20 protein-coding genes are annotated in these 25,897 nt (G+C 57.0%); 4 read left to right on the forward strand and 16 right to left on the reverse strand.

All coding sequences use genetic code 11. The features are described from left to right. Positions 1 to 2 precede the first annotated feature (2 nt). From CGERO_RS05320 to gndA, 5 genes are all read right to left on the reverse strand, one after another. The gene (locus tag CGERO_RS05320) at positions 3 to 1,343 is read right to left on the reverse strand and encodes a vWA domain-containing protein (protein WP_123933945.1); all 1,341 of its coding nucleotides are present in this window, start codon (positions 1,341 to 1,343) and stop codon (positions 3 to 5) included. Between the two features lie 64 nt (positions 1,344 to 1,407). Next, the gene (locus CGERO_RS05325) at positions 1,408 to 2,463 is read right to left on the reverse strand and encodes a hemolysin family protein (RefSeq protein WP_123933947.1); all 1,056 of its coding nucleotides are present in this window, start codon (positions 2,461 to 2,463) and stop codon (positions 1,408 to 1,410) included. Beyond that, positions 2,460 to 3,872: a hemolysin family protein gene (locus CGERO_RS05330; RefSeq protein WP_123933949.1), complete on the reverse strand. Its 1,413-nt coding sequence runs from the start codon at positions 3,870 to 3,872 to the stop codon at positions 2,460 to 2,462. The genes CGERO_RS05325 and CGERO_RS05330 overlap by 4 nt, the downstream gene beginning before the upstream one ends. Positions 3,873 to 3,899: 27 nt before the next feature. Then, positions 3,900 to 5,189, reverse strand: a complete 1,290-nt coding sequence (locus CGERO_RS05335; protein WP_123933951.1) for a DEAD/DEAH box helicase — start codon at positions 5,187 to 5,189, stop codon at positions 3,900 to 3,902. A gap of 15 nt (positions 5,190 to 5,204) precedes the next feature. Then, complete coding sequence (gene gndA, locus CGERO_RS05340) at positions 5,205 to 6,656, reverse strand: NADP-dependent phosphogluconate dehydrogenase (protein ID WP_123933953.1); 1,452 nt, start codon at positions 6,654 to 6,656, stop codon at positions 5,205 to 5,207. Between the two features lie 64 nt (positions 6,657 to 6,720). Here gndA and CGERO_RS05345 point away from each other — a divergent pair, with 64 nt between their 5' ends. Continuing rightward, positions 6,721 to 7,209 carry a PaaI family thioesterase gene (locus CGERO_RS05345; RefSeq protein WP_123933955.1) on the forward strand — a complete coding sequence of 163 codons (489 nt, stop codon included), beginning with the start codon at positions 6,721 to 6,723 and terminating at the stop codon, positions 7,207 to 7,209. On the opposite strand, the gene corA is transcribed toward CGERO_RS05345, so the two are convergent. Beyond that, complete coding sequence (gene corA, locus CGERO_RS05350) at positions 7,210 to 8,274, reverse strand: magnesium/cobalt transporter CorA (protein WP_123933957.1); 1,065 nt, start codon at positions 8,272 to 8,274, stop codon at positions 7,210 to 7,212. A gap of 76 nt (positions 8,275 to 8,350) precedes the next feature. Between corA and CGERO_RS05355 the strand changes: the two genes are divergently transcribed. Continuing rightward, positions 8,351 to 8,932: a class I SAM-dependent methyltransferase gene (locus CGERO_RS05355; RefSeq protein ID WP_123933959.1), complete on the forward strand. Its 582-nt coding sequence runs from the start codon at positions 8,351 to 8,353 to the stop codon at positions 8,930 to 8,932. Between the two features lie 71 nt (positions 8,933 to 9,003). Here CGERO_RS05355 and CGERO_RS05360 read toward each other — a convergent pair whose 3' ends face one another. Continuing rightward, positions 9,004 to 10,365, reverse strand: coding sequence for an NAD(P)/FAD-dependent oxidoreductase (locus CGERO_RS05360; protein WP_123933961.1), 1,362 nt, complete (start codon positions 10,363 to 10,365; stop codon positions 9,004 to 9,006). A 246-nt stretch (positions 10,366 to 10,611) separates the two neighbouring features. Between CGERO_RS05360 and CGERO_RS05365 the strand changes: the two genes are divergently transcribed. Beyond that, complete coding sequence (locus tag CGERO_RS05365; RefSeq protein WP_123933963.1) at positions 10,612 to 11,859, forward strand: class I SAM-dependent methyltransferase; 1,248 nt, start codon at positions 10,612 to 10,614, stop codon at positions 11,857 to 11,859. A 12-nt stretch (positions 11,860 to 11,871) separates the two neighbouring features. Here CGERO_RS05365 and CGERO_RS05370 read toward each other — a convergent pair whose 3' ends face one another. The 5 genes from CGERO_RS05370 to CGERO_RS05390 form a co-directional block, all read right to left on the reverse strand. Beyond that, entirely contained in the window at positions 11,872 to 13,179 is a 1,308-nt protein-coding gene (locus tag CGERO_RS05370; protein ID WP_123935965.1) for an MFS transporter, read from the reverse strand. A gap of 191 nt (positions 13,180 to 13,370) precedes the next feature. Next, complete coding sequence (locus CGERO_RS05375; protein ID WP_123933965.1) at positions 13,371 to 16,292, reverse strand: FAD-binding and (Fe-S)-binding domain-containing protein; 2,922 nt, start codon at positions 16,290 to 16,292, stop codon at positions 13,371 to 13,373. Between the two features lie 54 nt (positions 16,293 to 16,346). Beyond that, complete coding sequence (locus CGERO_RS05380) at positions 16,347 to 17,483, reverse strand: low temperature requirement protein A (RefSeq protein ID WP_245998781.1); 1,137 nt, start codon at positions 17,481 to 17,483, stop codon at positions 16,347 to 16,349. A gap of 313 nt (positions 17,484 to 17,796) precedes the next feature. Then, complete coding sequence (locus tag CGERO_RS05385) at positions 17,797 to 18,489, reverse strand: YceI family protein (RefSeq protein ID WP_123933967.1); 693 nt, start codon at positions 18,487 to 18,489, stop codon at positions 17,797 to 17,799. A 10-nt stretch (positions 18,490 to 18,499) separates the two neighbouring features. Beyond that, a complete protein-coding gene (locus CGERO_RS05390; protein ID WP_123933969.1) occupies positions 18,500 to 18,826 on the reverse strand; it encodes a hypothetical protein in 327 nt (108 codons plus the stop codon). Positions 18,827 to 18,924: 98 nt separating this feature from the next. On the opposite strand from CGERO_RS05390, the gene CGERO_RS05395 reads away from it, so the two are divergent. Then, entirely contained in the window at positions 18,925 to 19,317 is a 393-nt protein-coding gene (locus CGERO_RS05395; protein WP_123933971.1) for an RNA polymerase-binding protein RbpA, read from the forward strand. Between the two features lie 59 nt (positions 19,318 to 19,376). On the opposite strand, the gene CGERO_RS05400 is transcribed toward CGERO_RS05395, so the two are convergent. From CGERO_RS05400 to cobN, 4 genes are read right to left on the reverse strand one after another with little or no spacing between them, the layout of a single operon-like run. Continuing rightward, positions 19,377 to 20,180: a polyprenol monophosphomannose synthase gene (locus tag CGERO_RS05400; protein ID WP_123933973.1), complete on the reverse strand. Its 804-nt coding sequence runs from the start codon at positions 20,178 to 20,180 to the stop codon at positions 19,377 to 19,379. After that, complete coding sequence (gene lnt, locus CGERO_RS05405; protein ID WP_245998782.1) at positions 20,177 to 21,691, reverse strand: apolipoprotein N-acyltransferase; 1,515 nt, start codon at positions 21,689 to 21,691, stop codon at positions 20,177 to 20,179. Before lnt ends, CGERO_RS05400 begins: the two co-directional genes overlap by 4 nt. Further along, positions 21,681 to 22,214 (reverse strand): FxsA family protein, encoded by a 534-nt coding sequence (locus CGERO_RS05410; protein WP_123933977.1) that lies wholly within the window; start codon positions 22,212 to 22,214, stop codon positions 21,681 to 21,683. Before CGERO_RS05410 ends, lnt begins: the two co-directional genes overlap by 11 nt. Positions 22,215 to 22,250: 36 nt before the next feature. Continuing rightward, on the reverse strand, positions 22,251 to 25,886 hold the full coding sequence (gene cobN, locus CGERO_RS05415) for a cobaltochelatase subunit CobN (protein ID WP_123933979.1): 3,636 nt from the start codon (positions 25,884 to 25,886) through the stop codon (positions 22,251 to 22,253). Positions 25,887 to 25,897: the final 11 nt, after the last annotated feature.

Raw genomic sequence — 25,897 nt, forward strand, 5'->3', positions numbered from 1 at the left:
CTTTAAGCCAAGCCTGCGAAACGTTCCACTTGCATGGATAGGTTTGTCGGGTCTTCAATCACCTCGAAGAAGCCGCCGTTGCCCTCTACGGCTTCACGTAACTGTTGATCTACGTCCGTTTGGCCGACGTGTAGAACGCTGACATGGATACCGTCCTGGGCGGCACGGGCGAGCAGATCGTTGAGGTTTTGATTTTCATCTGCGTCGCTTGTGCCCGAGGTGATCACAATGATGTTGCTTTGCCCGCCGTGTTCGCGTGCAACGCCGACAGCATGTTCAATTGCTTCCCGCGTCTGCGGTTGACCTCCGGTGCCAAGATTCGCGAGTGCTTGGCTGATCGATGTGTCTTCGTCAAAGCCGACATTGTCACGCCATCCCTTCGAAACACCGGGACTCAGCGGGGAGGAATAGTTCACCAAGGCTGCATCGTGATCGGGCGCTAAGGCCTGAACCGTCTCGCTGATCGCCGCTTTGGCCTGCTGCGTCCATGCTTCGGTATTAGCCGAGGTGTCGAGTACGAAGAGGGTGTCGTTACTTCTGGAGGTAGTTTGCAGCTTGGATCCAAAAGCGTCCAGCAGCTCTGTTACCTCTGGCTGAAGTGTGGGGGCGTCATCGATTTCCGCAGTTTTCACGAGCGTGTCTGCAGCACGTTGCTGCTCTTCATTCGCTTGATCGTTGCTGTTGAGTACCACGGCGTGGATCGGCATACGCAATGAATCATGGGCGACAAATTCCCATCCTTCTGGCTCGGTGCCATCGCTTAAGACGATCGCGTCGCTTTCGGATTCAGCCTGTTCCAGATCGACCCCGCGCTCGCGCTCAAGAAGCTGGTAGGTTGCGTCAGCGTTGCCAAGTTCGTCAAAAGCCAGGATTGCGGAGGCAACGGCATCGGGGGAGGTGGGGTAACGCACATCACCGGCACCATCAGCTCTTGTTGCCACCCCGACGGCCGGAGCAGCAATGATCGGCCAAGTATTGCTTGCAGGGGTGCGCTGCGAACGATCCAACACATCTCGGATGGTGCGCTCTGTCTCCGCTGAAAGCAGTACTGCTGCTTGCGCTGGGTCGTCGACAAGCTTGGGCTTGACACAATAATCCCTGACGATCGCCTGTTGCTGAGACAGCTTATCGACGATTCCCGCCGCATTCATTTTCCCATGAACCGCGATGGGGACGGTGAGCTCGCCTTCGATGCATCCTCGAGCCGAATGTTCTTCATCCGAGCGCAGGCGCTGGTTGGACCAAAGCAACACTGCCGCCACAACAAGCACGACTACCGTCACCCCGGCAATGAGCTCCTTGCTGAGCCGATAGTTTGGAGTTCCCAGCGAATGTTGACCCATGATCACACCTTTCCACAAACGTTCACGCTGCTAGCTTATGCCGAAGCAGCGCCGATGTGGAGGATTAAGAGCGTTGTTCGTGGGTCCAATCGGCGAAGGTGCCAAGGTATTCCTCGATCAAGTCCTCCAAGGTGATCACGCCGAGCAATTCGCCTCGATCGCGCACCTGAGCCATATGAGCCGACTTTTTGTGCATCAACTGCAAAGCCTCGTCAAGCGTTCCGCCAGCATGGACGATGGTGAGCGGCCTGATCTCGGCACGGTGAATGATGGCGTCGGGATTGTCTGCCTCGAAGCGATCAAGCAGATCCTTGATGTGCACGTAGCCAAGGAACGCCCCATCGGCGGCGGTGACGGGGAAGCGGGAAAAACCAGTTTCGGCGACGGCCTGTTCGACCTCGCTCAGCAACGGTCCCCGCTTGCCAAACGCAACAGTACGCACCTGCTCCAAAGGGATGAGAATTTCAGTGACAGAACGATCCTCCACCTGCAGCGCTTTGGACAAGCGAGAGTGTTCTTGAGCGTCCAGGAAGCCCTCCGAGCGAGATTCGGAGATCATGGAGGCGAGCTGCTCTGGATCAACCCCGGCGTCCAATTCATCTTTTTGCTCAATACCAAAACAGCGCAGGGTGATGCGAGCAACCCAATTTAGGAAGGCAATCAATGGGCGAGTGACGTGCATGAACACCAACAATGTCGGAGTCAGCCACAACGCGAGGGTTTCTGGGCCTGCGAGTGCGATATTTTTCGGCACCATTTCGCCAAAAAGAATATGCAAGAACGTAATTACGCCGAGCGCGATGACGAAGGAAATCGGATGCAGGAGTTTCTCCGGCAAACCCGCAGCGTGGAAGGGCTCTTCAATGAAATGAGCGATAGCTGGTTCAGCCACTTTACCCAAGATCAACGAGCAGATCGTGATGCCCAACTGGCATGCTGCCAGCATGATCGAAAGATTTTCAATGGCGTGCAAGACGCGCTTGGCACCCCGGCGGTGCTGGGCGATGAGATTTTCGATGCGGTCTCGGCGTGAGGAAATCAGTGCAAATTCGGCTGCGACGAAGAAGGCGTTCGCCAGTAGCAATGCGATAATCATGAGGACGGTGATGAAGAAATTCATCGCTGTGCTCCCTTCGTCGGCTCAACAGCCTCAAGCATGGTCGCGGCCTCTTCCTCAGAAATGGGGGAGAGGATGACGCTTTCAACGCGACGTTCTTCCATGAGCGTGACCTTCGCCATCCAGCGTCCCCTGTATCCAGACTCGAACTCCGCCAGCATGGGGTTGTCGCTTTCTGGAAGAACCAGTTCGTCTCCCAGACGGGGAATTCGGCCAAGCGTCGCCATCACGAGACCTCCCAGCGTTTCATAAGGTCCGTCGGGGCCGATGTACCCAACTTTCTCGGCCAATTCATCCAAACGAACCAATCCCGCAACCTGCCAATTCGCGCCGAATCGCTGGAAATCGCGCTCGGCTTCGGCGTCATCGTGCTCGTCGTAGACCTCGCCGAGGATCTCTTCTACGCAGTCCTCAATTGTGATGAGTCCCGCAGTTCCGCCGTACTCATCGGCAACGAGTATTACCTGAGAACCCGCACGACGAACTTCATCCAAGACGGCATCGCCGTCAAGGCTTTCGGGAACCAGCGGCACCGGGCGAGCCAGATCCGCCATGATGGTGCTGTGGCGCTGATCCTCCGGGACAAGAAACGCGTCTTTGTAGGTGACCACGCCGATGGTGTCATCCAGATCACCGCGGATAACCGGAAATCTGGAGTGTCCAGTTTCGATCGCCATTGAGATGAGGTCTTGCACCGTGTCCTCTGCGGATAGTGCATCCACCGTGGATCGAGGTGTCATGAGCTCTCCGGCGGTGGTTTCGCCAAATTTGAGCGAACGGTCGAGCACGAGCGCGGTGTTTTCGTCCAAATCTCCACTTTCTGCCGAGTTGCGCACCAAAGCGGTGAGCTCCTGGGCAGAACGCGCACTCGCCAATTCATCGGCTGGCTCGATGCCCAGCCTTCGCACCGTGAAGTTGGCGGCCTTGTTCAACAAATGAATGAAGCCGCGGAACACCGAATTGAATGCATGCACCGGTGTCACCACGGTGCGGGCGGTGGCAAGAGGATTCGTAATCGCCACGTTCTTGGGAACCAGCTCACCGAACACCATGGACAACATGGTGGCCACCAATAGCGCCACCACCAAGGCGATCGGAGTGGTTGCTTCACTCGGCACCCCGAGCAAGCTCAACAGAGGTGTGAAGAACTTCGCCAGAATTGGCTCCGCAAGGAAGCCTGTTGCCAAGGTGGTCAAGGTGATGCCGAGCTGAGCGCCGGAGAGCACAAATGAAAGATTTTGGAAATCGCGCTGCACCGCTTTCGCACGATGATCATCGCGGCGCTGCACATCGTTTTCGATGGTGGACCGTTCAAGCCCGGTGAGCGCAAATTCAATGGCCACGAAAAGTCCGGTGCTCGCTGTCAAGGCGATGAAGCCGAGCAGGGATAAAATGCTGATGACTACGTCCATGATTCGCAATTGATGCGGGTTGAACCGCTATTTGCTCCTTGGTTTTCGGCGTTGTTGACGTGCATTCCGGGAACCTTGGCGCCCTGGTGCTTGCTTGCGATGCGATCGCTGTGGCGAGGCCTTGGGCTGCGTTTGCTGTGCACCGAAGGGAGGCAAGGGGTCCGCATTGCTCTTGCGCGCCCCAGTCAGGCTCTTCACCGCTTGTGCATTCTTTAGAACGGTTGCCTTCACACCGGCCTTGGAGAGCACGGTATCCACGTCCCGGCGCTGCTCAGGTGTGCAAAGGGTAAGCACAACCCCTGTCGAGCCGGCGCGAGCCGTGCGCCCAGCCCGGTGGAGATAGGCCTTGTGCTCGCTCGGGGGATCGATGTGAACCACCAAATCCACGTCACTGATGTCAATGCCACGTGCCGCGACATCCGTAGCAACCAGCACGGGCACTTCGCCGGAGGTGAATGCTGAAACGGCTTTGGTCCTGGTGTTTTGCCCTTTGTCTCCGTGCAAGCCCGCGGCATTGATGCCCAGGCGACGCATCTTCTTTACTTGCCTGTCCACAGCGTGTTTTGTGCGCATGAACATGATAGTTTTTCCACGACGTCCAGCGATCTCGAGCACGAGATGATTGCGCTCATCCCGATCGGCTGCCTGGAATTGGTAGTGCGTCATCGTGTCCACTGCTTGCTCTACCTTGGCGGTTGAGTGTACGAGCGGATCACGCATGTATCGCTGCACTAGCTTGTCGACGTCCCCGTCAAGCGTGGCTGAAAACAGGAGCCTTTGGCAATGCTTCGGCGTTGTATCGAGCAGTCGACGCACCTGCGGCAAAAAGCCCATGTCAGCCATCTGATCCGCCTCATCAAGGGTGGTGATGGCAACGTGTTCCAGGCTGATAGCTTTGCGATCCATCAGGTCCTGCAAACGCCCGGGGGTGGCTATGAGAAGATCCACCGGCGCCGCAAGCATTGTGAGGTTACGGTTGATATTCACACCACCGAATACCTCGATGGTGCGTAAACCCATGGCTTGCGCGAATGGTTCCAAGCGTTCGCGCACTTGAAGCGCCAGTTCTCGGGTTGGTACCAGCACTAAGCCCCGAGGCTTTCCAGGCCTCGAGGCTGCACCCGCTAGGCGTGCAATCATAGGCAGACCAAAGGTGAAGGTCTTCCCGGAACCTGTGGGGCCACGACCAAGTACATCGCGGCCCTCGAGAGCCGAGGGGATCGCGGCGGCCTGGATGGGGAAAGGCGAAGAAATGCCTTGGCGTTGCAACTCGTGAACGATTGGCACGGGCAAGCCAAGGCTTTGAAAAGAGCTCATCGGGGAAAGTGTAGCTTAAACCTCGACCTCGGAGCGATCTTCGGACCACAGCGTGTGGAAAGAACCTGGCTTGTCCACACGACGATAGGTGTGCGCGCCGAAGAAATCGCGTTGCCCTTGAATGAGGGCGGCGGGAAGACGCTCGGAACGCAACGAATCGTAGTAGCTCAAAGAAGAGGCGAATACCGGCACCGGTTGGCCCACCTGCGTGGCGATGACGACGACGCGGCGCCAGGCGTCGATAAGCTCCTCGAGTTCACCTGTGAAATAGGGATCCAGCAGCAAGGACGGCAACTCGGGATCCGCGTCGTAGGCGTCGACGATGCGATTGAGGAATTTGGCACGGATGATGCAGCCGCCGCGCCAGATGGTGGCCAGATCGCGGGGGTCTACGTTCCAGCCATATTCTTCGGAGCCGGCCTTGATCTCGTCGAACCCCTGAGCATATGCAATGAGTTTGGAGGCATACAGTGCCTTGCGCACGTCCTCGACGAACGCCTCGCGATCCACGCCCAAGTCCTTAAGCGTCTGCAGTGTGCCTGCAGGCAGTGCTCCGGTGGCCTCGCGCTGTGCGGCAGAACCCGAGAGCGCGCGTGCGAACACCGCCTCGCCGATACCGGTCACGGGAATGCCCAGATCCAGTGCTGCTTTCACCGTCCAGCGGCCGGTGCCTTTCTGCCCGGCCTGATCCACGATGATGTCTACCAACGGCTTGCCGGTTTCCGCATCCACCTGGTCGAGGACCTCGGAGGTGATTTCGATGAGATAGGAATCGAGATCACCCTGGTTCCAGTCGCGGAATACCTGCGCGAGCTCGGCAGGGGAGTAGCCCGCAGCATAACGCAGGAGTTGATAAGCTTCGCCGATTACCTGCATGTCCGCGTACTCGATGCCGTTGTGCACCATCTTGACAAAGTGGCCAGCACCGTCGGGGCCGATGTGGGTTACACAGGGGGTGCCGTCCACCTTCGCGGCTACGGATTCCAACAGAGGGCCAAGCGCCTCCCAGGTGGATTGCGGGCCGCCGGGCATGATCGATGGACCATTCAACGCGCCCTCTTCGCCGCCGGAGATGCCGGCACCCACGAAGTTCAGGCCGCGTTCAGCAATTTCTGCTTCACGACGAATCGTGTCACTAAACAGTGCGTTGCCGCCGTCGATGATGATGTCGCCTTCCTCCATCGCATCGGCGAGCTGGCCAATCACGGCATCGGTGGCAGTGCCCGCTTGCACCATGATGATCGCGCGACGCGGACGCTCGAGTGAAGCGACGAACTCCTCGATGCTGGCGGCGGGGATGAAGTCACCCTCGCCACCGTGTTGTGAGATCAGCGCCTCTGTCTTTTCCTGGCTGCGGTTATACACCGCGACGGTGTGTCCATTTCGGGCGAAATTGCGGGCCAGGTTGGATCCCATCACGGCCAGCCCAACAACGCCAATCTGTGCTTTCTTGCTGCCATCAGTCATAGTTGCCCACAATACCCGAGTACTTGCCCTTCACAATCCCAAGCAATCGGATACATTTGGACACATGAGCAACCAATCGGACATGTTTGAACAATTAGCGAGCCTAGGGCCAGAGGGCCTCAGCATCGCGGAGCTTGAACGCTTCAACGAAGACGCCGAGGGTTTCACGAAAACCCTCGGTATGCGCTTCACCAAAGTCACTCCCGACCTTGTCGCGGCCGAACTCCATGTTTCAGGAGCACATTTGCAGCCAGCTGGCATCGTCAATGGGGGTGTTTATTCCTCTTTGGCGGAATCCGCAGGATCGATCCTCGGGCTCACCCGCGCCGGTGGCAACTTGGTGGTCGGTGTGAACTGCAACGCCGACTTCATCGCCTCAGTATCAGCGGGCGTGATCGATTTGGAGGCACGCTTCGTGCATGCGGGCCGATCGAGCCAACTCATCGAAATCGTCATGCATCACCGGGGCAAGCTTGTTTCCAGAGCAACTCTGCGCACCATGGTGTTGCAGAAACCCGCAGAAGCGCCCAAGAAGGATAAGTTCGCCGAATAATTACTTATCCAGCCAGCCCATCTTCTTGAAGGTCACCCACAGCCCCAACACGATGAAGACCATGAGCGCTACCACCACGAAATAGCCGTGTTCGGTGTGCAACTCCGGCATATTGTCGAAGTTCATGCCGTACACACCCGCAATCAGTGTGGGGACGGCGGCCATACCCACGTAGGCGGAGATAGCGCGCATATCTGAGTTTTGTTGCAGGCTGATGATGGCCACGCCGGCGTCGATAAGCGCTGATAGCCGCTCATCGAAGCTGGCAACTTGATCTTTTGCTTGCATTTCGTGGTCGAGCACATCGCGGAAATAGGAGCGCAACTGCTTGCCGATCATGTCTTCGTTACCAGCGATTAACTGCCTCAACGCTGGCGCGAGAGGATCGATGGCGTGGCGCATTTCCAAAATCTCGCGTTTGAGGTTGTAAATCGTTTGAATGTCGATGCGGGAATTCGGCGTAAAGACTTCTTCCTCTAACTCATCAACCTCGGTGCTCAACACATCAACCACACGCAGATAGTGGTCGACGAGGTGGTCCGACATTGCCCAAGCGATACCCATAGGACCGTAGGACGCGAGTTCCTCGGCATCGTCGAGCCGCGATTCGAGGCCCGGAAGGCGGGTGCGGTGGCGGATCGTGATGATGAAGTTAGGCCCCACCAGCATTTGCACTTCACCAGACTCGATAATTTGGCGCGCATCTTTCACCGTGTCTTGATCCCGGTAGATGATGGAGCGGACCACCATGAACAGCTGTGAATCGTAGCGCTCAACCTTGGGCCGCTGATGCGCCGAAACTGCGTCTTCGGTAATGAGCTCGTGGATTTGGAAATCCTCGGCAATCTGGTGCATGTGACGTTCGGTTGGTTCATACAAACTCAACCACACAAAAGCGTCATGACCTTGCGCTTCCAGCTTCCTCACGTGATCCAGTGTGGCCGGGTGCGCCTGGGAATCCGTTTGGTTCACGCCATCGACGTACACACGACAGTGATCCGTAATCTCCGCTACGGGAAGCTGCTCACGCTGTACTCGTTGCTGCACTGGCGCCTTTTTGGCCATGAGAAATCCTTTCGAGCTTGCGCTAGAGGTAAAGAGGGCTGGGGTTGGCTTTTGCGTACTTTCTATAATTGCTCACATGCCAACGTGGAAAGAAATCACCACCAGAAATCCTGACCATTCCCAAAACTACGCTGACCGTTGGGACAGAATCGCCGCCGAAGGCAATGATATCTACGGTGAGGCGAGGCTTGTCGACGCCATCGCGCCGCGCCACGCTCGAATCCTCGACGCCGGTTGTGGGCAGGGGCGGATTGGAGGTTATCTCGCCGAGCGCGGACACGATGTGGTCGGCGTCGATCTTGACCCACTTCTGATCGACATAGCCCGCCATCGGTACCCTGAGGCATCGTGGAAGGTGGCGGATTTGGCGGAGAGAATCGACGTTGAACCCGGCTTTCAGGTCGGTGTCTGTGCTGGCAACGTCCTAACCTTTTTAGCGCCAGCCGAAAGGCCACTTGCGTTGAAACACCTCTACGAGGTGATGGCACCAGGTTCACGCTTGCTCGTCGGGTTCGGCGCCGGACGTGGTTATCCCTTCCCGGCGTTTTTAGAGCACGCAGAAGCCGCGGGGTTCGAGGTGTCCCAGCAATTCAGCTCCTGGGATCTAGAGCCGATGAAACCGAACGCAGGTTTTCTGGTGGCAGAACTGCGTAAGTAGGTGGCAATCAAGATAGCTCCGACTCGCACCCCTTGGGGTATTGCGTAGCCGGAGCTTCTTCGCCCGAGGGCCTAGTGCTTGCGATCTTCGCTGTCCTCGTTGAGGTGGTGCAGCGCGTTGCGACCGTAGAGCTGCTGGCGGGTGGATGCCAAGTTCCAGCGCTTGGGAGACAGCGCGTTGATGCCCCAAGAGAAGGCAGCGGTGATTCGGTTACGGAAACCGATGAGGAACATGAGGTGAACCACGAGCCACATGATCCAACCGATGAATCCAGTGAACTCAAGCTTGCCAATCTTCACCACGGCGTTAAAGCGGGAAACCGTGGCCATCGAGCCCTTGTCGTAGTATTCGAATGGCTCGCGAGCCTCTGGACTGCGGCCTTCAGCTTCTTCCGTCAGTTGTTCTGCGACGTATTCGCCACCTTGGATTGCTACCTGAGCAACGCCCGGCAGGCCGTTGAGCGACATCATATCGCCAATAATGAACACGTTCTTGTCGGAACCAACGGAAAGGTCGGGGTTCACGGAGACACGACCAGCACGATCCACCTCTGCGCCGAGTTGATCGGCCACCATCTTGCCCAGCGGGGAAGCGGCGACGCCAGCAGACCAGATCTTGCAGTAGGAATCCAGGGTGTGCTCGGTGTCATCCACAGTGGACTTGTAGGTGACGGTGTTTTCATCAATGTTGGTGACAATGGCGTTCAGCTTGACCGTCACACCAATCTTCTCCAGCGAGCGCTGCGCGTTGCGTCCCAAGCGCTTGCCAAAGGGCGGAAGTACCTGCGGCGCGCCGTCGAGCAGAATCACCTTCGCGTTCGAGGGATTGATGCGGGTGTAGGAACCTGAAAGCGTGCGGTGTGCCATCTCTGCGAGTTGGCCGGCCAACTCCACACCAGTGGGGCCGGCCCCGATCACAACGAAGGTGAGGAGTTTCTCACGCTCAGCCGGATCGTCGGTGAGCTCGGCGCGTTCGAACGCGCCTACGATGCGGGCCCGAAGTTCGAGGGCATCGTCGATGGTTTTCATGCCCGGCGCGAATTCAGCGAAGTGATCGTTGCCAAAGTAAGACTGGCCTGCGCCAGCGGCGATAATCAGGGAATCGTATTCAACTTCAACGGTGTAATCGTCAAGCTCAGCCTTCACCAGCTTGTTCGAAGTGTCAATGCCGGTGACATTGGCCTTCATGATGTTGAGGTTTTCCTGTTGGCCAAGGATTTGGCGCGTTGAGGTGGCAATTTCGCCGGAGGACAAAATGCCAGTTGCCACCTGGTACAACAGGGGCTGGAAAAGGTGGTGATTGGTGCGGTCGATCAACGTGATGTCGACGTCGGCGTCCTTCAGATCACGTGCACTGAATAGGCCACCGAAACCGGAACCAATGATCACGACGTGATGGCGACCGCCATCGGGTCGAAACGGGGTGTTCGACATGTAGATGATTCTCCTAAAAAATAAGTACGTTTGCCCGAAGATGTCCGCAGCGAAGTAGCCCACGTTCGTGTGAGCATGGCCACGAGGGCGTTGGCGATTATGTTAGCGCTTTGACTCTCGCAAATCACTTTGGGCATGGATGTCAAGGTTTCTGCCCGGATATGGGCATGTCTCCCACCATGTTGGGAGTGTGCTGAGTAGTCTGAATTTTCATTCTGAGCTGCGCCAAATTTTTCCAGGAGGATTATGAGCACCATCGATGAAGATCGTTGGCCGGCCATTGCTGATGTGCCGGATCATGCTCGGGCGCGAAGGCGGGCACGGAAAGTTGAGTCTGAATTTGCCCTGGCGTGCGAAAAAGCCGGGTTGCGCCTCGAGGGTGAAGATCCAGACTTGCGGGTGTTCGAAGAGGCGTTGTTTTATCGTCTCGCGGACGTTGGATGGCTGGGTCTCGGCGAAAGTTTCATGGCGGGAGAGTGGACCTCTCCAAGGCTCGCGATGGTGTTGGAGCGCCTGCTGCGCGCCGGTTATAACCCCAAAACCCCCGTGCGGACCGGTGTTCGTTACGACGGCTCCGTTGCGCCGCTAGAACTCCATCGTCTGAGTGGAGGGGACTCAACAAACACCTATGCCACATTATTCAGCTCAGGTGTTCCAACGATGCAGCGAGAGACGTTGTCTCAAACTGCCAGGACGAAGCACACCCCGCCCCTCAGCATCGAAGTCACTACGTTGAGCGATCCGACGGTTGTGGAGCGAGATGACCTCACGGAAGCGCAATCGAGGGCAACTCAGGCATTGCTTGACGTAGCCAATGTGGGAACCGGCGCGTACGTGCTAGATCTTCCCGCGCAAACACCCGCATTGACGCTCGCCGCGCTCGCCAGACATGCCACCGTTGATGCTTTGGCGTCTGATCCTGATGTGCTCGCTTCGCTGGAACAAGTGGCGCAAATTGCCGATGGTGCGTTAGAGGTAGTGCCCACGCTCACGCCGTTGCCTGACCCGGGCGCTTTTCGGCGTCGCTTCGACGCCTGCGTCAGTGTGGATTCCGCAGAATCTATGGATCCGCGAAGTCTGCAGCATTTTTTCAAGGTGGTCGAGCAAGCTTTAGTGCCAGGAGGGCGGTTGGCTCTGCAAACCCTTGTCGCGCATGAACCAAGCAAGAGTGTGGCGGGATGCACCGAGCTAATTCGGGCTTATGTCACGCCGGCTTTTCATTTGCATGATCGGGATGACATCTTGCACTTGATGCTGAAATCTCAGGGCATGAAAGCCACCGACGTCTTGCATTTTGGTGGCCATTATGTGGAAGGTTTGCGTCTCGAGCGCGAACGTTTTGAGGGGCACGAGCGCGAAGCCGCCGCCCTTGGATTTGATGCGGTCTACCGCCGCCTTTGGATTTACCAGCTTGCGTTGAAGGAGGCTTTGATACTGGCGGAGTTGGCAGATGCCATCATTATTGGGGCATCTGCTCATCGCGCGAGACTCTAGCGTTGATTCCAGCTAGATTTCGTTGAGGTCAAAGTCTCGTGACTCCTTCATTAGCCGCACCGCAACCAGGGTGATCAGCGATACCGCAATGAGATACCATCCCACGCTGGCTACGCCGAATTTTTGCGCTAACGCAGTGGCGATGAAAGGCGCTACCGCCGCACCCAGGATAGAAGACACGTTATAGCTGATACCTGAGCCGGTGTAGCGGACATTCGTGGTGAACAGTTCGGGGAGTACTGCGGACATTGGGCCAAAGATCATGCCCATGATGAACATGCCGATGGTCAAGAACAACAGGACGCTGGTTTCGCTGGCGTGGTCTGGGTTGAGGAAGAAATCAAAGCCAAAACCAAACAGGATCATGATGAAAGAGATGCCAGTCAGGGTGCGCTTGCGGCCACGTCGATCAGCGAGCTGTCCGGCCAATGGGATGCCTGCGATGAAAGCGAAGATCGAGATGAGTTGCAGCTTGAGGAAGTCGATATAGGGGATACCAAGCCCCTTGCCAAGATCCTTGGATCCAATGCCGAAGGACAGTACCCAGGTGGTAACCAGATAAAACAGGGTGTAGCAGGACAACATAACAAAGGTGCCAATCACCATGGGTTTCATCGAGGTTTTGAATACCTCGAATAGTGGGATGTTGGCCCGTTTGCCATTGTCAACGGCCTTTTGGAACACCGGGGTTTCTTCGAGTTTCAAGCGTATGACTAGTCCGACGATCACGAGGATCGCCGACATTGCGAAGGGAATGCGCCAGCCCCACGTCATGAAGGCACCCTCTACGTCGCCTTTGGTATAGCCGGTGAGAGTGACCAAGATGAGGAAGAATCCGTTTGCGAGCAGAAAACCGAATGGTGCACCGAGCTGCGGCCACATGGCTGCCCAAGCTCGCTTGCCTTTTTGCGCCGTCTCAGTGGCGAGCAGGGCCGCACCGGACCACTCACCGCCAAGACCGAGGCCTTGACAGAATCGCATGAGCGCCAACAGTGCGGGGGCGACGATGCCGACTTGCGTGTACGGCGGGATGAATGCGATGAGAAATGTTGCGATGCCCATCGTAAGCAGTGATCCGACGAGCGTGGCCTTGCGTCCGATTCGATCACCGAAGTGACCGAAGATCAATGAGCCGAGCGGGCGGGCGAGAAAGGCGAGGCCGAAAGTGGCGAAGGACTGCAGCAATGCGACGGTCGGGTCTTCATTTTTGGGAAAGAATAGGACAGGGAAAACGGCTACTGCGGCGGTTGCGTACACATAAAAGTCGTAAAACTCGATGGTGGTACCGACGGTGGATGCGACGATAATTTTCCGGCGCATGGAGGCGTCCACGGGAGTCTTTCTCGTGGCCTTGGTGGTATCGATGGTCACGCTTCATTCCTTGAATGGTCTCGGTGCTGACAGAACCATCTGAGACTAACATTCCATTATGTGAACTTTCAATCCCATTTGGCGGGATCTTTGAAAAACGCCGTCCGAAAGGTTTCGGACGGCGAATATAGAAGCAAGCGCTATGGGCTGATGGCTGGTCTGGAAGCCTTCTCTAGCAACACTGCCACATGCTCGTACACCTCTCCCGTAATCATCTCCAACCCCATTTCACAGGTTCGATTAGAGGAAACGAAAGCATCGAAGTGCTCCTGCGCAAGCCCCGCCCGTTCCTCTCGCGTGGCGGATTCCGTGAGCTCGGGATGCAACATCACGCGGTCACCTGCGCTACCGCAGCAACCAGCACCATCAGGTACAACCGCATCGCCGCAAGCGTTGGCCACCTTCAGCAGGGCATCTTCACCCTCCATATGCCGCACGGAGCAAGTTGGGTGGACAGCAATGCGTCCCAGCTCTTGGACGATGGGAAGGTGGTCCACCACTTCACGAGCGATCCAATCCACCACGTCAAGGATTTCGAGTTGCTGGAAGCGTTCCAGATCCTCACCTTCTAGCACTTCGGGAACGTTGTCCAACACTCCGTGAGTACAGGATGCTGCGTCGACGATGATGGGCAATGAACCCTCGTCGCTCCAACGCCAGAGGTCATTGCTAATCTTGCGAGCTTGATACCGGAAGCCTTCGGTGTACCCCTTAGAGGACCACGGGGTGCCACAGCAATCTCCCGCGACGTCTTCCGGGATCCACACGGGGGCGCCGGAGCGTCGAGCGACTTCGACTACGGCGTGAGGCGTGCTCAAGTGATCATGCTGAGCGTCCGGAGAGTTGCCAAACATGCGGTTAATGCAAGCGGGGAAATACACCGCAGTGGCGCCCTCGCGTTGCGTGTGGGGAAGCCGAGGGGCAGGCAATGGCAAATCACCAGGAATGCTGGGCAAGACGTCTGGATTGACAATGCTGCGTCCCACGTTGGTGGCGAGTTGCAAGGTGGGGGAGCCGAGCACCTTTGCGCTTACCAGACCGCCACGTACCAAGTTCTCCACCACGGCCCACTTCTTGGCACCTTCAAGGAACACTTTCTGGTTCGACTGAGGAGCCTGGGCCGCGCGGAATTGCTTCATTACTTTGCCGGTGTCAATGGAGATTGGGCAAGCGATAGAACATGAACCATCGGCTGCGCACATGTCAATAGCGTCGTATTGAAACTCCTCCTGGAGGGTGGAAAGCAGGGGAGAATCGGGTGCTTGGCGCGCCATCTCGCGGCGGAGCACAATTCGCTGGCGCGGGGTGACAGTGGCATGCCGCGAAGGGCATACCGGCTCGCAGAAGCCACACTCAACGCAGTTATTGATCTCAGCCTCAACCTGCGGGAAGCTCTTGAAGTTTTCTAGGTGAATCTCTTGATTGTGAGTGAGTTTCACATCCGGCGCCAGCACGCCTTCTGGATCGATAGCGTGTTTGACGTCCCACATAAGATTCCACGCCTGTTCGCCCCATTCGCGTAGCAGGAAGGGAGCCATATTTACACCTGTACCGTGCTCGGCCTTAAGTGAGCCGTGGTACTTATCAATGACTATTTCGGCCATTTCGTCCAAGAACCGCGCATATTGTGCGCGCTCCTCGGCGTCGGAAAGCTTTGGCACGAGGAAGAAGTGGAGGTTGCCGAAAGCTGCGTGGCCCATGACCATCTCCGGGTAGCCATAACGCGAAAGTAGTTCAACCAAATCAGCGGTTGCATCGCCAATCTTATCCGGCGGGAAACACACGTCCTCAGTGATCATCGTGGTGCCCTGTTCACGCTGGGCACCAAGGAGGCCGAACAAACCATTGCGGATTTGCCAGGCTCCTCGCATCGCGGCCTCGCTGCGCTCAAACTCAAGTGGTTTGATCAAGTCTGCATCGGTGAGCACTTCCTTGGCGCCCTTGATTGAGGCCTCAAGATCGTCATCGTCCTTGCCACCCAATTCCACCAAGAGCGCCGCTGACTCGTCGGGCAGTTCCGCCCACCATTCGGCAGCAGCGGGGAAGTGGCCAACTGCCTTTTTCAGTGCAGGAGCCACCATGATTTCGCACGCCAGAGCACCAGCGTGCATCATAGGTGCCACGTAATTGGCGGCATCACGCAAATTACGCAGCATGACCCACGTCGTGGCCTTCTTTTTCGGCAGTGCAACAGTTCGAATCACCGATTCCGTCACGGCACCGAAGATGCCCTCAGAGCTCACCATGAGCTTGGCAAGGATCCGCACCGGCTCGTCTTCATCGAGGAACGCATCGAGGCGAATACCGTTGGTGTTGCGGATACTGAATTTGCTCCGCAAAAACTCCACCAGGTCGTTGTCGGCTCGGATTTCCTCGCGAAGCCGGAGCAGTTCAGCGTGCAACTGTGGTTCTTTGAACTTGAAAATCTCGTCGCCGTTGCGCGTATCGATCACCGAGCCACTCGGCAACACTACCCGTAGCTCTTCTAGGCTGTGGTAGGTATCGCGTTCGACAGTGCAGCGCATACCGCCGGCGTTGTTGGCAAGCACGCCGCCGATGGTGGCGACGGAGGTTGATCCAGGATCGGGACCGAGCATGTATCCGGAGCGAGCAAGCACTGCCTGCGCATCGCCGAGGATGACGCCGGGACGAGACCAAAGGCGCTTGCCGCCGTCTCGCACCTCCATACCTTGGAAGTGCGTGCGCATATCGATCAAGATATCCTCTGTGGCCGCCTGGCCGTTGAGAGACGTGCCGGCTGCGCGGAAGGTGACAGTGCGCTGGTGGTCCGCTGCGTAGCGCATGACTTCAATGATGTCTTGTTCATGGCGCGGCTGAACAACGACGGCAGGAATCCTGCGGTAGGGGGAGCCGTCAGAGGCAAAGGCGATGAGGTCGCTTGCACGCCCAAGCACTTGTTGCTTGCCGACGAGCCCCTGCAGATCAAGGAGCAGTTGGGCTTCAGTGCCGTGCCGTAGGGACTCGGGCGCAGCGTCGGATTCCGGCCGTGATCCTGAAGGTTGGCCGATCTGGTGGGCATCGGGGGTGAGCAGTTTCTTCATACGCTCAAAAATACCCCCAAGCGCAAAACTTGGGGGTGAAAGTTGGTGGACGCGTCAGATGACAGTATCGCTGCGGTGTTCTGTGATCACTAAGACCACCACCAGAGCAACCATGGCCGCGACAATGCCCCAGACGGGCAACACTAGCGATGCCACAGCGACGATTGGCACTGCGTAAAGTGCCTTACTTTGGCAACGCTTGTGGATCAAGAGCAACCAAACACCGAGGAGGAACACCGCAACGGGAATGCCGATACTCAAGTTTGTGGCAATGGTGCCGAGTACACTGTGGTCGGTGAAATGAGATATCTGTACCTCAATGCCAACAGATACAGCCGCTGCTGATGCGAAAATGAAGGCGTGCCCGTACCCATAACGCAGCGAGCTACGCAGGCTGCTGATTTCTCGGTGATGTTCCGGCCAGAAATATAGCCACCACATACCAGCGGCAATCACTAGTGCTGCGACGGCGAGGGCGACGAACAGCAAAACATGCTCCCGATGCTGCACGGCGTCCGCAATCGCGTTTGCTGCGCCAAGCAGCGATTCTCCGAGCAGGATAATGGTGAATAGTCCATAACGCTCGGTAATGTGGTGCGGATGCCAATTAGTTCTTCCAAGTTTTTCAGCGAGGACTGGTACGCAAAGTTCTAAAGCGATAAACGCGAAGAAGCCGGGCACGATGAGTGCCTGGGGCAGGAAGATCCAGCCGATCCAGAAGAATTGAACAACGAAGAGTCCGGCCGCGTACAACCGTGCTGCACGGCCAGCCTGACCACCACAACGAGAGGCGCGGAGCCATTGGGCGATGAGGGCCACGCGCATGATAATGAAGCCGATCACTGGCAGTTCGAGGTTCTCGCCGGTGAAGAAAGCCTCTGAGCCAACGGCAAGGACGAGCACACCGAACATCTGCACGAAGGTCAGAGTGCGGAACAGCCAGTCATCGTTATCGAAGGCAGTGGCAAACCAGGTGAAGTTCATCCAGGCCCACCAGATGCATTGGAACATCATGATGAATCCAATGAGTCCGTGCCAGACATGACCTTCGATCAGGGCGTGATGGAAATGGCCGCCACCCACGGAGATGGCAATGACGAAGACTAGGTCAAAAAAGAGTTCCAGAGGGGATGCCGTCCGGTGAGCCTCCTGAGGACTCCGCGGATTCATCGGTTTGAGATATCGAAGCACGAAAGCAGTGTAGCGGAAAACCCTCCACCCGCCGAGGTAACCAACACTGTTTTGACATAATGTACATTATCGGACAGTTGGGCAGGTGATAGGCATTGGAGCGCTTGAGCTCCCCGTCGCCCGGGGTATAGGCACTATTTACGTCACTGTGACGTATTTCGGTTGCGGTATGCCTGCCTGAGTTGAATTGAAGTCAGTACCATAAAAGCAACCACCAAGGCACACAGCCACCAGATCTTCTGGAACGCAATGAAGACCAAGAATATTGTCAAACCGACAATTCGTAGCCATAACGCCGGCAGCATTCGCTCGCTCATTGCTTCTCCATGCTGAGTAATACATTGACGTCGCCTTCTTCAGCGATCTGTGCGGCAACAAACTCTGGACTCTCGACACCAAAGTCATTGCGATTAATCCGAATCGTAGATGACAGCAAGATCTTGTCTTGGTCTCGAACGACCTTAAAAGTTGGATCAACCTTCTGCGACTTGCCCTTGATGGTCAAGGTGCCAGGGATTTTTACCTCCGCGACTTGAGCATCGTCGCCCACCATGGACAAGTCAGTCACCTTGTCCACTTCGAACGTGGCTTCAGGATACTGTTCGGTTTTGAAAATCTTATTCCGAACATTGATATCGCGTTTCTCAACATCTGTAGAAACTTTCGTCATATCAACAACGATTCGCGCGGATACCAATTCCTTATTCTTTACCGTCGCTTGTCCTGTGACATGCGTCGTCGAGCCCGACGTGATCTTATCCTCGGCTGGCAACGATTCTTTAAAGGTAAAGCCGACCGAGCTGTGATTCGGCGCGGATCCGTACACCACTTCCCATACGCCATCGATGTCTGTGGTTGCAGGCTTAGCCTTACTAGCGTCGATCTCCTCGGTCTTAATGCCGGGCGCGGTAAATAGTTGATACAGCACCAAACCGAGAGCGAAGAGCGCCAGAACGACAATGGCGATAATCATGGTGATGACAACGGACTTGCGCCTTTTTTCCATATCTTTCCTACTACCTCATCTGTTCAATTCGCTTGGCAAGTTCCACCAGTTCCTTGCTCAATAGCTGCAATTCCTCGGCATCCGCCTGTTCCTCAACCGCCGTAGCAACATCCTCTGCTGCACAACGCAGCTCGAAAAGCGCATCCTTTAAGGTTGCCACCTTCGCTTGAGAAAGGACGACGGCATCGACCGGAAGACGCTGCCCTTGGCGACCCGAACGCTGCTCATATGCACGTTGCCGGCATGCCTGGCTGCAGTACTTCCGACGTCGTCCCCGACCTGTGGCGCTCATGATTTTCGAGCACCACGCACAGGTAGATTCATTGTGGACTGACATTGCCTATCAACCTTAGCGCGTCCGGGAACAAAGTTGGCGGCGGCGTGCGTTATAGTAAGAGATCTTAACGCGAGTCAACGAAAGGACTGACCACTACTATGGCAGATCGTGTACTTCGCGGCAGCCGCATGGGTGCGGTGAGCTACGAAACGGACCGAGACCACGACCTGGCGCCGCGACAGATGGTTCGCTACAAAACCGATGCCGGTGACGTGTTCGAAGTTCCCTTCGCAGACGACGCTGAGATTCCCAACACCTGGCTGTGCAAAAATGGCCAAGAAGGCACTCTCGTTGAAGGCGAAGGCATCGAGGCCAAGCCTGCAAAGGCACCTCGTACCCACTGGGATATGCTTCGGGAACGTCGCACTATTGAAGAACTCGACGTGCTTCTTGAAGAGCGCGTGGAGCAGATTCGCAAGCGTCGCCGCGACGCAGTGCGTCTGCTGAAGCAGCAGCAAGAAGAAGCTGAGGCGGAGAAGAACGCCGAGTAGGAACCCCTGCGAAATGAAAAGCGCTGACCACCCAGTCAGCGCTTTTTCTCTTTTTGGAATCAGATAATCCAACGGCGACGCAGTCGCGAGATTTCGTGCTTCGCCAAACCGCCGGTGACCTCCGCAAAATGTTTGATCTGCTGTGTGCGGTGCTTTACGCCCCACTTGGTCACTTCCGCCAGAGAATCTTTGACGAAGCTGCCGTCGAGCTTCGACTCTCCAATTTCACGTTCAGTGAAGGTGATCGGGACTTCGCGTACGTCGAAGTCGGCCTGAAGCACGCGGAAGGCAATTTCCACTTGGAAAATATACCCGGCGTTTGAAAGATCATCGAGGTCAAGATGCTCGAGCACGTTGCGTCGAAAAGCTCGATACCCCGCCGTCATGTCCTTAATGCCGCCACCGAGCGCAAGGGAAATATAAAGGTTGCCACCCTTCGACAACACCCAGCGTTGCTTCGGCCAGTTCACCACTTCCCCGCCGGGAATGTAGCGGGAACCGATGACCAAATCCGCGCCGTCGTCAACCTGCTCTAACAGGAGGTGGAGCTGCTCAGGGGCGTGGGAGCCATCGGCGTCCATTTCACACAACACCTGGTAATCGCGATCCAAACCCCAGCGGAAACCAGCGATGTATGCTCCGCAGAGGCCACCCTTGCCTTCTCGGTGAAGCACGTGCATGTGATCGTCCTTGGCAGCCATCGCGTCGGCGGCCTCGCCGGTGCCGTCGGGGCTATTGTCGTCGACGATGAGGATGTCTACCTCTGGGTTGGACTTGCGCACGCGGGAGGTGATCAGAGGAAGATTCTCCAGCTCGTTGTAGGTTGGGATGATCACCAACGTGGAGTCGCTAGGTTTGCTCATCGGCGGTTCTTGCTCCTTGTCAACCATGGGATACACAGACAGATAGCACCCATCATAGCCAACCCGATCTCAATACCGTGGCCCCAACGTACCGCGAAGGTTAGAGACGTCTTCAGCGGGAGATTTTCGATTAACACATCTTGGGTGAAAATCTTCGTCTGTCGCTTCACGCTTCCATCCGGCAGAACGATTGCGGAGACACCGCTAGTTGCAGCGACCACCACTGCCCTGTCGAGTTCCTTCGCACGCATCCGGCTCATCGCCAATTGTTGATAGGTCATATCACTGAAGCCGAAGGTGGCGTTGTTTGTGGGGGTGGCCAGAATCTCAGCCCCAGCCTTCACTGCATCGCGCCCGGCTGCGTCGAAAGCCACCTCGTAGCACGTCGCGATGCCGATGGCCACCGACTTAAGGCTCTGTGCTGCGCGAACGTGAAGAACTCCGTCGCCGTCGCCTGGTTTGAAATCACCTGCCAGATCCACCTTCTCAGAAAAGATTCGGAAGAAATCTCTCCACGGCATCCATTCACCAAAAGGCTGTAAGAACTTCTTATTGTGGTACTCCCCTGGCTTTGCATTCTGGTCAAACACCACCATCTGGTTCCGGTCACCGACCTCATCATGTGTGACGGCTCCGACAATGACGGGTGCCTTGACGGTCTTAACGGCATCCTCGATCAACCCTGCGGCCACTGGGTCCGCGAATGGATCCACATCGGCTGAGTTTTCAGGCCAAACAACAACGTCTACTGGCTGGTCAATGGACTTGGTGGCTTCGACATGGTTTTCCAACACCGCCATGCGCTGCGCGTTGAAATCAAGACCTAAACGCGGCACGTTGCCTTGAACCGCAGCCACCGTTATTTCTCCCGATGGTGGGCGTGCACCGCTCAGCTCCGGCAAGACCGTGCAGGAAAATAGAAATAAACACAGAGCTAACGCATATCGCCATGTCACAGCCACGATCACGGTGATCCCCTGCGCGGCTACCTTTGCGGCACGCGTGAGTATCCACCACATAGTGGCGCCGAGGAACACGGTTGCTGCGCTGACTAGTGCCGGGCCCCCAACAGGCGCGAGATTGGACAGGGGGCCTGCTATTTGCCCCCAACCCATTCGTACCCAGGCGAATCCACCGAAAGGTACGGTGGAGCGAATCCACTCGACCAAGATGTACACACAGGTGGTGGAAAATACTCCGAAACGTAGGGCCAATTGGCTAGGGGCCAGCATGCCGAAAGCGACGGAGTAGAGGCTCAGGTATGCGCAAAGCGCCAAGAATGGGCCACTCCCGACGAATTCGCCAATCCACGGCAGCAGCAATAGGTACAGAGCCATGCCGTGAACCGCCCCTAAGACAGCACCGAAACGCCAGCTTGAGCCGTGTAGTGAAGCGAAAAGCAGTGCGACCCCAATGGGGGCAGCCCACCACCATCCCGTCGGTTCATAGGAGGCGTAGACAAGCAAGCCCGAGAGCGCGGCCGCCAGTATTCGCCCGATCTTAACGATCACCAGAGGTGCCAAAATCTTCTGGCCGGACGTCGCGGCTGAAGCGCTTCAATTCTTCTTCAAATTGAGCACCATTAGCACGTTGCTGAGGTTCAGCGTCAATCACTGTTCCCGCGAAGGATCCATAGGATGCCTGCTGACGGTAGGCATTGGTTGCTTCAAAGGAGCGCACGCCGAGATCTTCGATTTTGGCGCGTAACTTTTTCGCAAGCGATTTGCGGACGAGGGCCCTCGTCGGTCGCAGAATTAACAGCAGGCCGAGGATTGTGGTGACAAAGCCAGGCATCGCCACTGCCAGAGCGCCTGCGGCGGTGAGTCCAATGTCACCGGCCGCCTTGCCCGCGTTTTCAGAGCCCTGCGAGAGCTTTCGGGCAATCCCGCGCATCTCGAACGCTGCAAGCAATAATCCCAAAAAGAAACAGGTAATGAGCAGCAGTAATGCGGTTCCTACGCCGAGCCATCGGGCGACGGCCCAAAAGGCAAGCGCCTCGACGATCATGTACGGCAGTGCAACAACTAAAGGCATGCCCTCTACCCTACCTTCAACGCCGAGGCGAACCCGTTAGGACTGGCGCTCCTCGAGTGCACCCTCCATCTCAAGGAATGTCTGACGCAGCGTGTCCAAAGCCTCCTGTGACGGGCTCTCCCAAAGATTGCGATCCGCCGCCTCAAGCAGACGCTCGGCAATGTCGCGCAATGCCCAAGGGTTCGACTGCTCAAAGAATTCGCGGTTGCGTGGGTCTGCCACGTAGGTTTGCGTGAGCTGCTCGTACATCCAATCGTCCATGAGCCCAGTGGTGGCGTCGTAGCCGAAGAGGTAATCCACCGTTGCGCTCATTTCAAAGGCACCTTTATAACCGTGTTTGCGCATCGCCTCAATCCATCGAGGATTTACAACGCGTGCGCGGAACACTCGGCGTGATTCCTCATGCAGCGTGCGGGTTTTTACCGTCTCTTGGCGCGTGGAGTCGCCAATATATGCCTCGGGATCTTCACCAGTCAGCGCCCTCACGGTGGCGATCATGCCTCCGTGGAACTGGAAGTAATCGTCGGAATCCGCGATGTCGTGTTCCTTGGAATCAACATTCTTGGCCGCCACCTTGATGCGGCGATAGGCGGTGCGCATATCATCGGCCGCCTCAACCCCTGGCAGGTCACGGCCATACGCATAGCCGCCCCAATTCGTGTAAACCTCCGCGAGGTCTTTGTCGTCTCGCCAATGGCCGGATTCGATGAGTTGCAGGAGGCCCGCTCCGTACGTTCCGGGCTGAGAACCGAAAATCCGGCGCACGTGCGCCCCTTCGGTGTCGTTGTGTTGCTTGGCGGTGGCGTCGTCAAGCATGTGGGCACGAACAAAGTTCTCCTCGAGGGGCTCATCCAGGTGGGCCACCATTTGCACGGCGTCGTCGAGCATGGCGAGTACGTGCGGGAAGGCGTCGCGGAAGAAACCGGAGATGCGCACCGTGGTGTCAATGCGGGGACGGCCGAGCTCATGGAGGGGAATCACTTCGAGGTCGACAACGCGCCTCGACGCCTCATCCCACACGGGGCGTACACCCAAGAGCGCAAAGACTTCGGCAATGTCATCACCGGAGGTACGCATGGCGGAAGTTCCCCACACGGATAGACCGACGGATGCAGGGTATTCGCCGTCGTGATCTTCTCGATAGCGTTCGATCAGGGAATCCGCAAGCAACTGTCCCGTCTCCCAGGCAAGGCGAGAAGGCAGGGACTTTGGATCGACAGAATAAAAGTTACGCCCGGTGGGCAGGACGTTTATGAGGCCGCGCATCGGCGAGCCCGAAGGACCCGCAGCGATGAACTCGCCATTTAGCGCGCGAAGGATCTGTGGGATCTCATCCTCGGTGGCGTTCAGCCGCGGCACAATTTCTTCACAAGCGAAGCGGAGCAATGAAGTTAAAGCCCTAGCATCGGTGCCTTCTGGGAGTTCAGCGCCCGCCAGAACCTTTCCCACTGCTTCTGGGTTCCAGTTGGCGCTTTCGAGCTCCTTGAGCAACCCAAGGGCAACGGTTTCCACTTCGTCCACGCGCTTTCGAGACTCATCGCCCGCCTCCGAGAGCCCCAAGCTTTCTCGAAGCCCAGGTACTGCCTTTTCGCCGCCCCAGAGCTGGCGGGCACGAAGCATCGACAGTACGAGCTCCACGCGGACTTCGCCCTGGACTGCCTCGCTGAGAATGTGGAGACCACCGCGGATCGCTGCGTCTTTGATCTCGCAAAGCCAGCCGTCGATTTCCATGAGTTTGTCATCGAAGGCGTCTTCGTCTGGGCGCTCTTCCCAGCCCAAATCCCTGTCCATCTTGGCGGCCTGCAACAGCGTCCAAATTTCCTGGCGGATCGCTGGCAGCTTCGCGGGATCCATCGCCGCAATGTTTTGGTGCTCATCCAGCAGTTGCTCCAGGCGGGTGATGTCGCCATAGGTTTCTGCGCGCGCCATCGGCGGGATCATGTGGTCGATCAAGGTGGCGTGTGCGCGACGCTTCGCCTGCGTTCCCTCGCCGGGGTCGTTTACCAGGAAGGGATAGATTAGCGGCAGATCGGCAATCGCATGGTCGGGATAACATTCCGCGGACAGACCGGCGCCCTTACCTGGCAGCCACTCCATGTTGCCGTGCTTACCCATGTGCACGATCGCGTCGGCACCAAAGATTTCGCGCAGCCAAAAATAGGTGCCTAGGTAATGGTGGTTCGCCGGTAGGTCGGGGTCGTGATAGATACCCACGGGATTGTCGCCGAAGCCACGAGGGGGTTGGATCATTACCACCACGTTGCCGAACTGCAGGCCTGCGATGTAGATTTCGCCGGTTTCTGGGTGCACGTAGTGTTCGCCTGGGGCTTCTCCCCAATGCTCGCGCATTTCTTCTTGCATTGCGTCAGGCAGGGTGGCGAAGAAGCGTCGATAAACCTCTGCAGAAAGCCTTAGGGGGTTGTTGGCCAAAACTTCCTCGGTGAGCCATTCCGGATCATGCCCGCCTGCCTCAATGATGGCGTGCATGAGCGCGTCTCCGTCATGCTGGCCATTGTTGCTACGGTACCCCGGGATCTTGGAAGTATCGCCCAGATCATAACCGGCCTCTGCCAGCGCTTCGAGAACTCGCAGCGTGGACATGGGGGTATCGAGGCCCACTGCGTTGCCGATGCGCGCGTGCTTTGTGGGATACGCGGAGAGCATGAGCACGAGCTTTTTCTCGGACGGCGCAATGTGTCGTAGTTTGCCGTGACGCACCGCAACGCCGGCCAGGCGCTCACAACGTTCATGGTCGGGGATATAGGCGATAAGGCCATCAGAATCATATTCTTTGAAGCTGAATGGCACGGTGATCAAACGTCCGTCGAATTCGGGAACGGCGATCTGCGTAGCAACATCAAGCGGCGAGAGCCCGTCGTCGTTAGCTTCCCACTCCTTTCGGGAATTGGTCAGAGCCAATCCCTGGATGATCGGAATGTTGAGCTCGGCGAGTTTGGCTACGTCCCACGCTTCATCGTCGCCACCTGCGCCGGCGGTCGCGGGCTTGGTTCCTCCAGCAGCTAGCACCGTTGTAATCAGCACATCGCATTGGGCGAGTTCTTCCAGCAAGGAATCGGGTGCCTGGCGTAGGGACGCGGAATAAAAGGCAGTTGGTCTACCGCCAGCAGCAGCGATGGCGTCCACGAGCGCCTCAATGTATGCGGTGTTACCCGCCAAATGCTGAGCGCGGTAGTACACCACGCCTACTTTGGGGCCGGAATCTGGCAGGTTCACCTGATGTTCGAGGGTGCCCCACAGCGGTAGGTGTTGAGGCGGCTCGAAGCCGTATCCGGTGAGCAAGATGGTGTCCGAGAGGAACTTATAGAGTTGCTCGAGGTTTTCTGCCCCTCCCTCAGCTAAGTAGGTGTGTGCGGTAGTCACCACTCCGGACGGTGGGGTGGATAGCTCGGTGAGCTCGGCGTCCACTGCTAATTCGCCTGAGACGACCACCAGAGGAATTCCTGACTGCTCAAGCGTGCGCAACCCTTCTTCCCACGCCCGCTTGCCGCCAAGAAGGCGCAGGACCACGATGTCCGAATCCTCGATGATCTGCTGGAGAGCATCGCCTGTGAGGAAGTTCGGATTGGCGAATTGATAATCCACATATTCCGCAGCATTGGCTGCCTTTGCAGTCAGCAGGTCGGTATCGGAAGTGGATAGCAGCGTAATCACGTTGTGGATCC

Origin of the sequence: Corynebacterium gerontici (genome assembly GCF_003813985.1) — a bacterium.
Lineage (GTDB): Bacteria > Actinomycetota > Actinomycetes > Mycobacteriales > Mycobacteriaceae > Corynebacterium > Corynebacterium gerontici.

Bases quoted from the DNA above. Each gene is read 5' to 3' on its own strand.
- CGERO_RS05320 (WP_123933945.1), bottom strand. From the start codon at position 1,343: ATGGGTCAACATTCGCTGGGAACTCCAAACTATCGGCTCAGCAAGGAG.
- CGERO_RS05325 (WP_123933947.1), bottom strand. From the start codon at position 2,463: ATGAATTTCTTCATCACCGTCCTCATGATTATCGCATTGCTACTGGCG.
- CGERO_RS05330 (WP_123933949.1), bottom strand. From the start codon at position 3,872: ATGGACGTAGTCATCAGCATTTTATCCCTGCTCGGCTTCATCGCCTTG.
- CGERO_RS05335 (WP_123933951.1), bottom strand. From the start codon at position 5,189: ATGAGCTCTTTTCAAAGCCTTGGCTTGCCCGTGCCAATCGTTCACGAG.
- gndA (WP_123933953.1), bottom strand. From the start codon at position 6,656: ATGACTGATGGCAGCAAGAAAGCACAGATTGGCGTTGTTGGGCTGGCC.
- CGERO_RS05345 (WP_123933955.1), top strand. From the start codon at position 6,721: ATGAGCAACCAATCGGACATGTTTGAACAATTAGCGAGCCTAGGGCCA.
- corA (WP_123933957.1), bottom strand. From the start codon at position 8,274: ATGGCCAAAAAGGCGCCAGTGCAGCAACGAGTACAGCGTGAGCAGCTT.
- CGERO_RS05355 (WP_123933959.1), top strand. From the start codon at position 8,351: ATGCCAACGTGGAAAGAAATCACCACCAGAAATCCTGACCATTCCCAA.
- CGERO_RS05360 (WP_123933961.1), bottom strand. From the start codon at position 10,365: ATGTCGAACACCCCGTTTCGACCCGATGGCGGTCGCCATCACGTCGTG.
- CGERO_RS05365 (WP_123933963.1), top strand. From the start codon at position 10,612: ATGAGCACCATCGATGAAGATCGTTGGCCGGCCATTGCTGATGTGCCG.
- CGERO_RS05370 (WP_123935965.1), bottom strand. From the start codon at position 13,179: ATGCGCCGGAAAATTATCGTCGCATCCACCGTCGGTACCACCATCGAG.
- CGERO_RS05375 (WP_123933965.1), bottom strand. From the start codon at position 16,292: ATGAAGAAACTGCTCACCCCCGATGCCCACCAGATCGGCCAACCTTCA.
- CGERO_RS05385 (WP_123933967.1), bottom strand. From the start codon at position 18,489: ATGGAAAAAAGGCGCAAGTCCGTTGTCATCACCATGATTATCGCCATT.
- CGERO_RS05390 (WP_123933969.1), bottom strand. From the start codon at position 18,826: ATGTCAGTCCACAATGAATCTACCTGTGCGTGGTGCTCGAAAATCATG.
- CGERO_RS05395 (WP_123933971.1), top strand. From the start codon at position 18,925: ATGGCAGATCGTGTACTTCGCGGCAGCCGCATGGGTGCGGTGAGCTAC.
- CGERO_RS05400 (WP_123933973.1), bottom strand. From the start codon at position 20,180: ATGAGCAAACCTAGCGACTCCACGTTGGTGATCATCCCAACCTACAAC.
- CGERO_RS05410 (WP_123933977.1), bottom strand. From the start codon at position 22,214: ATGCCTTTAGTTGTTGCACTGCCGTACATGATCGTCGAGGCGCTTGCC.